An 11,858-nucleotide genomic window follows, 5' to 3' on the forward strand; every position below is an offset into this window, starting at 1 on the left:
GCACCCCGTCGTCGAGGACCGCGGTGTAGATCTCCGTGCCCCCGATCTGGTCCGGATAGCTGGGTAGCCGGTGCCACACGTCCTTGATCCGCAGGACGGCGGCGCGCTGCTCGGCGGTGATGCTGTCACGGAGGTTCTCGTGCCAGACGGTGAGGTTGGCGTGCGGGTCGTTCAACCACAGGGTGAGGTCGATGCGCCAGGTCCGGTCGCCACGGGACAGGGCGATGGGCACGTGGTACCGCTCGTCCCTGACAGTGCCGGTAGGCGACCGCGGGCCTCGTTCGTCGTGATACTCGAACCCGAGCACGTCGGGCCGGTCGACAACGTTCTCCAGCAGCCGCAGCACCTCCCGCGGCGAGAACGCGGCGCCGACGCACACCATGACGTCCAGGTCCGGCCAGCACATCAGGCCGGAGACATAGCTGCCGGTCAGCGACATCGGCCCGACCACCGCCGCCAGGTCAAGCTCGGCGAGCACGTCGGTCGCCTCAGCCTGCAGCACCGCCTGCCGAACACTCAACTCTTCGTCGGACGCGGGCGACAGCACACCGGTGAGCTAATCACGAACGCACGGTTGGGGGCTATGGCTGACTCGGACATCGGCGAAGGGCTTCGTTCTTCCGTCGGCAGTTGTGGAGGATGGCACACAACGCCACCGCGAGGCGCCAGAATGGATCACGGTCGACGGAGCCCGGGCACAGGGAGGTCGAGTGGAGTACCCGTTGTCCGCCGTGCAGGCGGCGTGCTGGTTCGACATCGAGTGCGGCCACGACGTCGGCGCGGTGAGCCAGGCGGTCGAGCTGACCGGTCCGTTCGACGTGGCGCTGTTCCGCGACTGCTGGGTGGCGCTCGTCGCCCGGCACGAGGTGCTGCGCACCACCTTCGACGCGCGGGACGGGGTGCCGTTCCAGGTCGTGCTCCCCGCGCGGGAGCTCGACCTGCGGGAGCACGAGGTCGCCGGCACCGAGGTGCGTGACGTGCTCGAACGCGACGCCGCCGCGCCGTTCGACGTGCGCGCGGACCCGCTGCTGCGGCTACGGGTGTACCGCGAGCACGCACAACGACACCGGGAACGACACCGGGAACGGCACTGGGTCCTGGTCGTGCTGCACCCGCTCGTCGCCGATCTCCCGTCCGCTGCCGCCCTGCTGGCGGAGTGCGCGGAGCTGTACCGGACCGGCCGCGCGCTTCCCCCGCCGCCCGCCCGCTACCGGGACTTCGTGGCCTGGCAGGCGGACTTCCTGACCGGGCCGGACGCCGCGGACCAGCTGGCCGGGCTCGCGGCGCGGTTCACACCCGCGCCCGCACCCCTGGAACTGCCGCGGGGCGCGGCAGGCGACGGCGCGGCGTTCGCGACCCGCACGATGCCCGCCGCGACGGCCGAGGCGCTCGCCGCACTCGCCCGCGACACCTCGACCACCAGCGCGGTCGCACTGACCACCCTGTTCCAGATCGTGCTGCACCGCTACACCGGGCAGGACCGGATCGTGGTCGGCACCGTGCTGGACGGGCGCCCAGAGCCGCGGTTCGCCCGGGTGGCCGGGAACTTCGCCAACCGCGTCCCGGTCGACCTCGACCTGGGGGGTGACCCGACGTTCGCGGAGGTCCTGGCGCGCGGCGGCCGGGCCGCCGGCGTCGCGCACGCCGCCCGGCTCGTGCCGTTCAGCCGCCTCGTCGGCCGCGTCACTGACCGCGGGGACTCCGACCGCTCCCCCGTGTGCCAGGCCGTGCACGTCCACCGGCCGGCCGCGGCGGACCTGACGTTCGGCGGCGGCCTCGCCGCACGGCCGCTGCCCGCGCCGTCGGCCGGTGCGGCGGCGGAGTTGGTACTCCTCACCGAGGAGACACCGGCCGGACTGTCGCTGTCGCTGTGGTGGGGCGCCGATGTGCCGGCGGCCGGCACCGCCGCGGCCGTGCTCGAGAACCTGGAGGAGCTGGCGGCCGCGGTGGCGGCCGACCCGGCACGTCCGCTCGCCAAGTTCCCCCTCACCACGGCGCGCGAGCGGCGGCTTCTGGCCGCCTGGAACGAGACCACCCACGACCACGACCACGAGCCCTGGGTGCCGGCGAAGTTCCTCGCGGTGGCCGCGGAGCGGCCCGGCGCCGTGGCGCTGCGGTTCGCGGGCCGGTCGGTGACCTACGGCGAGCTGGCGCGGCGCGTCAACGGCCTCGCCCACCACCTGCGGGACCGCGGTGTCGGTCCGGGCGCGATCGTCGGCGTCGCGGTCGAGCGGTCGCCGGAGCTGGTCGTGGCACTGCTCGCCACCCTCGCCGCCGGTGCGGCGTACCTGCCGCTCGATCCCGACTACCCCGGCGAGCGGATCAGGTTCATGGTCGAGGACGCGCGGCCGTCGCTCGTGTTCACCCAGAGCCACCTGCGCGCGCGCCTCCCGGCCGTCGACGTGCCCGTGGCCGTGCTCGACGAGCTGGCGGCGGAGCTCGTGGCATCCGACGACCCCGTGCCGACCAGGGTCGAGGGCGACACGCACGCGTACGTGATCTACACGTCCGGCTCCACCGGTCGGCCGAAGGGCGTGCAGATCACCCACCGCGCGCTGCGCAACCGCATCGCGTGGACGCAAGCCACGTTCTCGCTCACGCCGCGGGACCGGGTGCTGCAGAAGACGCCGTCCAGCTTCGACGTCTCGGTGTGGGAGTTCTTCTGGCCGCTCACGGTCGGCGCCCGGCTCGTCCTCGCCGCGCCGGGCGGCCACCGGGACGTGGCCTACCTCGTCGAGGTCGTCCGCGCGGAGGCGGTGACCACGCTGCACTTCGTGCCGTCCGTGCTGCGGCTGTTCCTCGCCGAGCCGGGGACGGCGCGCTGCCCGTCGCTGCGGCGCGTGCTGTGCAGCGGCGAGGCGCTACCCCCGGACGCCGTCGACGCCTTCTACGCCCGCATGTCGTGCGAGCTGCACAACCTGTACGGGCCGACCGAGGCGACCGTCGACGTCACGTGGTGGCCGTGCCGGGCGGGTGAAACGAGCACCCCGATCGGCAGGCCCGTGCACAACACGAGCATCCACGTCCTCGACCGCGCCGGGCGCGAGGTGCCGATCGGCGCGGCCGGCGAGATCCACATCGGCGGCGTGCAGGTCGCCACGGGGTACCTCGACCGGCCGGTGCTCACGGCGGCACGCTTCGTGCCGGACCCGTTCGCCGCCGACCCGGCGGCCCGCCTGTACCGGACGGGCGACCTGGGACGGGTCCGGCACGACGGCGCCGTCGAGTACCTCGGCAGGCTCGACCACCAGGTGAAGATCTACGGCAACCGGGTCGAGACCGGCGAGGTGGAGACCCGGCTCGCCGCCCACCCCGCCGTCGCGGACGCCGTCGTGACCGTGGCCGCGCGGGACGGCGCGGTCCGGCTCGACGCGCACGTGGTGCCGGCGGCCGGCGCCACGCCGGAACCGGCCGAGTTGCTCGCCCACCTGCACGAGACCCTGCCCGGCTACATGGTGCCGAGCCGCATCCGGTTCCTCGACGCACTTCCCCTGACACCGAGCGGCAAGGCGGACCGGACGGCCCTGGCGGCGGCCGACGACGAGCCGGCCGGCCACACCGGCCCCGGCCGACCCCGCACCCCGGCCGAACGGACCGTGACCAGGGCCGCCGCCAGGCTGCTGGGGCTGCCCGAGGTGCGGGTGGGTGACAACCTGTTCGCGCTCGGCGGCGACTCCATGACCGCGCTGCGGTTCGCCGCCGCCCTCGCGGGACAGGGCCTCGACCTCACCGTCGCGGACGTGGTGCGCGCCCGCACGTTCGCACAGCTCGCCGCGGCCGCACCGCCGGTGGCGGCACCGTTCTCCCCGCCCACCGGCGACGCCGGGCGGACGAGTGTGGTGCTGCGTCTGGCGGGTGACCTCGATGACCGGGCGCTGCACGCGGCACTCGCCGCGCTCGAGACACGCCACGCCCCACTGCGCACCGCACTCGCGCCGCCGCCCGGTGCCCCGGCGGCGCACACCCTGGCCGTGCACGTCCGGCCCGGTGCCGGCGCGTTCGACCTCACGCTCGACGCCGTGACCGACCGCTGGGGCATGGCACTGCTGGCCGCCGAGCTGGTCGCCGCCTACCCCCGCCGTTCCCCGGGTCCCCTCCCCGCGCCGGCACGGGGAGGCGTCCCGGGTCCCCCCGCCGTGGCGGACGGGCTGCGCGCACGGGCACGCGAGACCGGGCTCACCGGGGGGACGGTGGCGCTCGCCGCGCACGCGCGCGTCGCCGGGCTGCTCGCCGGCCGCGGGGAGGTGGCGGTCACCCTCCGCGTCGACGGCAGGCCGGCGAACGCCGCCGGCGACGGGCTCATCGGTGACCACCGGCGGTTCGCGTCGGTGCGCGTCGACGTCCTGCGCGGCACCTGGCGCGACCTCGTCCGCGCGGTGGCGCACGCATCCCGGGTCCCGGTCGCGGCACCGGTCGGTGTCGTGTTCGACCACGTCGACACCGACATCGTCGACGTCGTCCGCCACGCGGCACCGGGGCAGGGCGTCGAGCTGGTCGGGTGGCAGATCCCCGGCCCGCGCACCACCTCGTTCGACGACACGGCGGCGGTTCCGGTGCTCGACGGCGAGGCCACCGCCTGTCTCGGGCGGGTCCTGGCCGCGATGGCCGCCGACCCCGACGCCCCCGCCGACACCGACCTGCGCACCGACGAGGAGCGACGACTGGTCGAGCGGGTCAACGCGACCGCGCGGGCCTGGCCGGGGCCGGTCGGCGCACACCACGCCGTCAGCGAGCACGCCCGCGCCGCGCCGGACGCGGTCGCCGTGCGATGCGGCGGGCAGGAGCTGACCTACGGCGAGCTGGACGCGCGCGCGACCGCCATCGCCGCGCGCCTGCACGACACCGGGCTCGCCCCCGGCTCGGTCGTCGCGGTCGCGGTCGCGCCGTCGACCGACCTCCCGGCCACCCTGCTGGCCGTCCACCGGGCCGCCGGCGCCTACCTCCCGGCCGTGCCCGGCGAACGGCCCGACGCGGCGGTCCTCGTCACCGACCGCCCGGACCTCGCCCCGGCCGGGGTGCCGGTGCTCGACCTCGCCGCGGTGCCGCGCGCGGCGCCACCGGCACCGCCCGGGCCGACCGCTCCCGACGCACCCGCTCTCGTGTGGCCCGACGGCGTCACGCTCACCCACCGCGCCCTCGACAACGCCCGGCGCGGGCTGTGCGCGCGGCTGGGCTGGCAGGGCGAGGACGAGGTGCTGCTCGCCACCACGCCGGACCAGGGGTGGCTGGACCTCTTCCTGCCGCTCTCCACCGGCGGCCGGCTCGACCTGCCCACGGCGGAGGAGGCGCACGACCCGGACGCGCTCGCCGGCCTGCTGGCCGGCGCGACCACCGCGCTCGCACCCGGCGGGTGGTGGCGGTCGCTGGTCGACCACGGGTGGCCCGGGGACCCCGCCCTGCGGATCGTCCGCACGGGCGCGGGAACCGACCGCCTGCCACCCGGCCTCGGCCGGGTGGTGTGGCGCGTCCACGGCTACCCGGCCACCACGTTCTGGTCGACCGCGGCACGCGTCGAGGCGCCCGGCGCACCGGACGTCGGCACCCCGCTCGCCAACACCACCTGCCACGTGGTGGGCGAGGACGGCCGGCCGGTACCGGTCGGGGTCCCCGGCGAGCTGGTGATCGGCGGGCAGGGCGTCGCCACCGCCGGTCCACCGCCGGTCCGGCTACCGCACGTCGCGCCGGATCGCTTGTACCGCACGGGATTGCGGGTCGTGCGTGGTCCGGACGGGACGCTTGCCGCACACGCCGGATGCGAATAGCTTCGGATCATGACCTCTCCCGCTCCCCGCCGGAAGAAGGAGCCGCGCTGGCTGTTGCGGCGGCCGAACCCGGAGGCGTCCGCGCGGCTGTTCTGCTTCCCCTACTCGGGGTGCGGCGCGTCGATGTACCACCGGTGGCCCCGCACGGTCGGGTCGGTCGAGGTGTGCCTCGTCCAGCCGCCTGGGCGCGAGAACCGCGTCAGGGAGCCGCACTACGGGACCTACGAGGAGCTGGCCGCGGCGCTGGTCGAGTACCTGCCGCCGTTCCTGGACAGGCCGTTCGCGTTCTTCGGGCACTGCGGCGGGGCGCTGCCCGGTGTCGAGCTGACCCACCAGCTGCACGACGCCGGACTGCCGACGCCCCAACGGTTGTTCATCTCCTCGCAGGTCGCTCCGCACGACGGCCCGTACGGCCGGTTCCTGCACCTGAGCCAGGACGAGTTGGGCGCCGAGCTGGCCAGGCTCGTGGAGAGCCTCGGCGGGACGCCCAGCCCCACCCTGATCGAGCTCGGCGTCGAGCTGCTGGTCAAGGACATCGAGGCCAACCGACGCTACCGCGTGCCGGCGCCGCGGCCGCTGCCGTGCCCGGTCACCGCGATCGGCTGGTCCGGGGACACCGAGGTGCCGTTCGACCTGATGGGCGGGTGGCGCGACCTCACCCCGGACTGCCGCCACGTGCTGCTCGACGGCGAGCACTACGACTTCCTGGCCGCACCACCTGCCCTGCTCGCCGAGTTCGCCCGCGACCTCGGCGAGCGGCTCACCGCCGCGCGCGCACCGTCACCGGGAAGTGCTTGATCCCGGCGGTGAAGTTGGAGCACAGGTGGTCGACCTCGCCCGCCTGCTCGAACGACGCCACCCGCGAGAAGATCTCCCGCAGCGTCAGCTCGAGGGTGATCTGCGCGGCGGTGGCGCCGATGCACCGGTGCGGGCCGAACCCGAACGCGATCTCCTTGTTGGGCTCGCGGCCGACGTCGAACCGGAACGGGTCGGCGAACACCTCCTCGTCCCGGTTCGCCGACGGGATCCAGGCGACGACGCCGTCGCCCGCGCGGATCCGCTGCCCGCGGACCTCGACGTCGGCCACCGCGTAGCGCAGGAAGTGCACGACCGGTGAGGCCCACCGCAGCGCCTCGCGGATCCCCGTCTTGAGCAGGGTCTCGTCCTTGGCCCACCGGTCGTACTGCTCGGGATCGTCGAGCAGGTGCAGGATCGCCGCGGAGACGACGTGGCCGGTGTTGACGTTCGCGCCGAGCAGCATGCTGTAGCAGTTGGACACGATCTCGCCGTCGGACAGTGGCGCGCCCTCGACGCGCATGGTCATCAGCCTGCCGATCAGGTCCCGGTCCCCCAGGTCCCCGGCCGGCTCGCCACGACGGCCGCGCACCTGCCGGCCGAAGTAGGCGAACAGGTCGTGGTGCGCCTGCTGCAGCGTCGCTTCCGGGCTCCCGTCCACCTGGAACTCCGGGTCGTCCGGGGCCACCGTCATCAGCCCGGCTCGCACCAGCTCCGGGTGGTCCTGTTCGGGCAGTCCCATGACCACACCGGACACGATCATGGGGAGCGCGGTCATCGCCGCGCCGAGGTCGAACGTCTCGCCCTCGACCATCGGCTCGAGCAGCGCCCTGATGGCGGCGTGGATGCGCGGCACCCGCGACCGCAACGCGCTCATCGTCAGCATCTGGTGCAGCGGGCGGCGCACGTGGGTGTGCCGGGGCGGGTCGCTCACCGCCATCTGCCGCCCGCCCGCCGGGTCCCGGACGCCGAGCATCTTCAGGATGGCGCCGCGCTCCGAGGTGAACTCCGTGTACTCGCCGAGCACCCGCCGCACGTCGTCGTAGCGCGTCACCGACCAGAATCCGCGGCCGTCCGGCAGGTCCTGCCAGCGCACCGGCGCCTCGGCACGCAGCGTGCGCCACGCCGCGTGCGGGTCGCCGTCGCTGAACACCTTCGGGTCGTACAGGTCGATCTCGGAGACCCGCACGGTCCCCCGCCCCGAGGAGATCCTCATGCACGCGCCCCTTCCAGGCCGATCAGGTCGTCGATCGCCTCGGCGAACTCCTCGACGGTCGGGTTGTGCAGCAGCGCGCGGATGGGCAGCTCCACGTCGAACACGGCCTCGGTCCTGCCGATCAGGTCCATGGCGAGCAGGGAGTTGCCGCCCAGCTCGAAGAAGTCGTCCCACACGCCGACCCGCTCGACGGCCAGCGCCTCGGCCCACAGGTCGCAGACGAGCTGCTCCACCGGGGTGCGCGGCGCGAGGTAGTCGCTGTCGGACTGCCGCGGCGCGCGGGCGGGCGCGGGCAGTGCCGCCGTGTCGACCTTGCCGTTCGCGGTCAGCGGCAGCTCGTCGGCGGTGAGGATCACCGAGGGGATCATGGCGGCCGGCAGCGCGGCCCGCAGGGCGCGCCGGACGCGGGCGGCCAGGTGCTCGCCACCGAGCTCACCGGGTGCGGGCACCGCGTGGGCGACGAGGTGGCGGTCCCCCTGGTCGTCGGTGCGGACGACCACGACGGCCTGCCGCACGCCGGGCAGTGCCGCGATCTCCTGCTCCACCTCGAACGGCTCGACCCGGAACCCGCGGATCTTGACCTGCCGGTCGCCGCGCCCGAAGAACTCGAGGACGCCGCCGGCGAGCTCCCCGACGATGTCGCCGGTCCGGTACATCCGCGCTCCGGGGGTGGCGGCGTAGGGGTCGGGCAGGAACTTCTCCGCGGTCGCCCTCGGGTCGCCGACATAGCCGCGGGACAGCCCGGCGCCCGTCACGCACAGCTCGCCCCGCCCGCCCGCCGGCACGGGCCGCAGCTCGTCGTCCAACACCCGCACCTGCGTACCGGTGATCGGGCGGCCGATCGGCACGGTGTGCTCGACGGGGGCGGTGACCGGGTGGCAGGTGGTGAACGTGGTGTTCTCGGTCGGCCCGTAGCCGTTGATCAGCCGCACCGACGGGAACCGCGCCAGGAACCGGTTGACGTGCCCGGGGTTGAGCACGTCGCCACCCGCGACGAGCTGGTGCAGGCCGCCCAGCTCCTCCAGGTGGTGGTCGACCATGCGGTGGAACAGGCCCGCGGTCAGCCACAGCGTGGTGATCTTCTCCTCCGCCAGCACGCGGGCCAGCTCCTCGGCGACCAGCGGACCCGGCGGGTGCACGACCAGCCGCCCGCCGGTCAGCAGCGGCGACCAGATCTCGAACACCGACGCGTCGAACGCGAGCGGCGACAGGTGCAGGAACGTCTGCCCGGGCCCGAGCTCGGCGAAGCCGCCCTCGACCAGTCGCACCACGGCGCGGTGCGGCACGCCGACGCCCTTGGGCCGCCCGGTCGAACCGGACGTGAAGCAGATGTAGGCGAGACCGTCCGGCCGGGACCGGTCCACCGGGGACACCGGCCCGGCGGGCAGCCCGTCGGGCAGCCGCAACGCGGGCATGCCGTCGGGCACGGTCAGCCGGCCGTCGGTCACGACCGCCACCGCGCCCGCCGCCGCCAGCAGCCGTTGCCGCCGCACCTGCGGAGCGCCGACGTCCAGCGCCAGGAACGCGGCGCCGGCCTTGAGGACGCCCAGCAGCGCGGCGATGACGTCGAGCCCCCGGTCGAGGTGGACCGCGACGACGTCCTCGGCCCCATCGCGGCCGACACCGCGGTCGGCCAGCCAGGCGGCGATCCGGTCGGCGCGCTCGCCGAGCTCGGCGAAACTCACCTGCACGCCGCCCGCGGACACCGCGACCTCGTCGGGACGCTCGCGGACCTGGGCGGCGAACAGCTGGGGAACCGTGCGCTGCCACCGCGCCTCTGCGTGGTCCATTTTCATCGGTCATCCTTCCCGGGTGTCGCCGGGCGCAACGCGAACGCGCACCCGGCTCGCTGGGGGCGCTCGACTGCGGCCGGGCCTGCCGACCACGTCTCGTGCCGGTCGTCGAAGTGCGGGCTGAGGGGGTGGCCGGACTGGCCGGCCGGCAGGTCGAACGCGACGACCCCGTGCCGGCCCGGCGTCAGCACGGCGCGGGCGACCGCGCCGAAGCCCGGCACACAGGTCCGCACGGTGTGCAGCGCACCCGGCTGCGGTCGTGGCGCGATGCCGAGGAGGCGCCAGGCCCACGGCACGAGTGCCGACAGGGGGTGGTCCAGCCCCACCCGGTTCACCGCTCCCCACACCGGCAGCTCGCCCCGGCCGGTCCTGAGTTCGGCCTGGGCCGTGGCGACACAGCGGGCGACGAACGCCCCCCAGCCGCCGTCCTCCTCGCCCGGCGGGAGCAGGGCGGGGTCGCCGGAGCCGACGATGGCCAGCAGCGGCCGGTCGGCGCAGCGGAACGGGTAGGTGAAGGCGGGGTCGAGCCGCCGGCACTCCGCGAGGTAGGGCGCGAGCACCCGTTCGGCCAGCACCGCCCTCGTCGCCACCAGCACCGCGAAGGCACGCGACCCGGCGTCGGCACGGCCGTCCCAGGCCGCGAGCAGCGCGGCGGTGGTGTCGTCGCGGCCGGTGAGCGCGTCGACCGCGATCCGCTGATAAGGCCGGTAGAGCGCCGCGTGCGTGTCGTGCTGCAGTGCGCGCGCCGCCTCGACGCCGTGCCCGGTGCCGCTCGCCAGCACCTGCCGGATCCGCCGTGCGCGGTACCCAGGGTCGGGGTCGTGGGTGATGCGGAACGGGTGCTCCGGCAGGCCCGCGTCGTTGGCCGACACCAGGACCCCGGCCGCGGGGTCGGTCACGCGCGGACGCTCCGGGCCGGTCAGGTACCCCTGCGCGGCCGAGCCGTCCGCGGGTCTGCGGGGCAGCAGGCCGGTCGCGAGCTGGGCCGTGTGGCCCGCGTCGTCGGCGAGGAGCACGGTGAGGGGGAAGCCGTGGGCGTCGTCGAGCACCGCGACGGCCGCGGCCACGTCCGCTGCCTGGGCGATGCGCTGGAACCGCAGGTCGCACGACCGCGGGTCGTGCCCGATCCAGCGGATGGCCGTCTTCCCGTCCGGCAGCGGGTGCGTGGCCAGCGGCATGGTGCCCGCGCGCGTGACCTCGACCGTCCGGTGGCCGCCGCCGCGCACCGCGATCCGTTCGACGTCCGTGCGGAGCTCGCTGTCCGTGTCGTGCCCGTCGCCCGCGCCGACGGGCACGAGGTCCAGCACGTCGGCGGTGAGGTTCGTGACGCCCCACACGAGGTAGCCGTTGCTGCCGCTGAGCACCACGGGCAGGCCCGGCGCGACGAGCCCGCGGAGCCGGTGGTCCGGCCAGGCGAGGTCGACCTCGTACAGGGCGTTCGGCAGGGACAACGCCAGGTGCGGGTCGGCGGCGAGGACCGGACCGGACCCGCAGGGAGCGATCCAGGCGTTCGACCCCGGCGCCGCCCGGTCGAGGGCGACGACCCCCTCGGGCGGGGTGGCCGTGGTGCGGTGGGCGGCGAGGCCCGCCGGCACGGTGGCGGGACCTCCCGGCAGCAGGAACTCGGCGATCCCGGGTGGGAACGCACGCCGGATGACCGCGTCGGCGCGCTTGGCCGGTTCCTCCCACGACAGCGCGTGCAGCAGGTACAGCGCGACCAGCAGGCTGTCGGTCGGGGTCCACGGCTTCGGCCGGTAGGACAGGAACCGGCACTCGAACGGCGGTCCGTGGTGGTGCCACGCCGCGGTGACCCCGGCCGCGTAGGCGGCGAGCAGATCACGCTCCGGTGGCGCCAGCGCCGCCGCGGCGGCCTCGGCGGCGGCCTCGAGGCCGAGCCGCCGGTAGCGCTCGTCGACGGGCAGCGCCGGACGCCCCCACACCTCGGACAGCCGGCCCGCGGCGGTGCGGCGAGCCAGTTCCAGCTGGAAGCCGCGGTCGCGGGCGGTGAGGTAGCCGAGCGCGCGGACCGCGTCGAGCCACGAGCCGGCCTCGACGCGGGTCACCCCGCCGGGACCCGACACGGCAGCCACCTCGGCGTCGAGCCCGGGCACGGGGACGTCACCGGGGCAGCCCCGGTGCGCGGCCAGCAGCGCCCGCGCCAGCCGCGCCCGCGACGGCTCCGTCAGCGACAGCGCCGCCTGCTCCACCAGGTTGATGTCGGAGTTCGGTGTCGTTTCCATTTCGATCGACGGTTCCAGGAAGAGCCCCGTCAGCACCTTCAGGATGTTGGCC

General features: G+C 75.2%; 6 protein-coding genes. 2 read left to right on the forward strand and 4 right to left on the reverse strand.

The annotated features are described in order from the left end of the window. The coding region (locus ACJ73U_RS24480; RefSeq protein ID WP_407780038.1) for a hypothetical protein at window positions 1–520 on the reverse strand (520 nt) is incomplete at its 3' end. Window positions 521–710: 190 nt separating this feature from the next. On the opposite strand from ACJ73U_RS24480, the gene ACJ73U_RS24485 reads away from it, so the two are divergent. Further along, complete coding sequence (locus ACJ73U_RS24485; RefSeq protein ID WP_407780039.1) at window positions 711–5,762, forward strand: amino acid adenylation domain-containing protein; 5,052 nt, start codon at window positions 711–713, stop codon at window positions 5,760–5,762. Window positions 5,763–5,771: 9 nt separating this feature from the next. Then, on the forward strand, window positions 5,772–6,560 hold the full coding sequence (locus tag ACJ73U_RS24490; RefSeq protein WP_407780040.1) for a thioesterase II family protein: 789 nt from the start codon (window positions 5,772–5,774) through the stop codon (window positions 6,558–6,560). Here the strand turns inward: ACJ73U_RS24490 and ACJ73U_RS24495 are convergent. The 3 genes from ACJ73U_RS24495 to ACJ73U_RS24505 all read right to left on the reverse strand — a co-directional run. Continuing rightward, window positions 6,523–7,773 carry a cytochrome P450 gene (locus ACJ73U_RS24495; RefSeq protein WP_407780041.1) on the reverse strand — a complete coding sequence of 417 codons (1,251 nt, stop codon included), beginning with the start codon at window positions 7,771–7,773 and terminating at the stop codon, window positions 6,523–6,525. The two genes, ACJ73U_RS24490 and ACJ73U_RS24495, sit on opposite strands and share 38 nt — an antisense overlap. Continuing rightward, entirely contained in the window at window positions 7,770–9,569 is a 1,800-nt protein-coding gene (locus ACJ73U_RS24500; RefSeq protein WP_407780042.1) for an amino acid adenylation domain-containing protein, read from the reverse strand. The genes ACJ73U_RS24495 and ACJ73U_RS24500 overlap by 4 nt, the downstream gene beginning before the upstream one ends. Then, the coding region (locus ACJ73U_RS24505) for a penicillin acylase family protein (protein WP_407780043.1) at window positions 9,566–11,858 on the reverse strand (2,293 nt) is incomplete at its 5' end. The genes ACJ73U_RS24500 and ACJ73U_RS24505, both read right to left, overlap by 4 nt.

Source organism: Actinophytocola sp. (assembly GCF_045807065.1).
GTDB lineage: Bacteria > Actinomycetota > Actinomycetes > Mycobacteriales > Pseudonocardiaceae > Actinophytocola.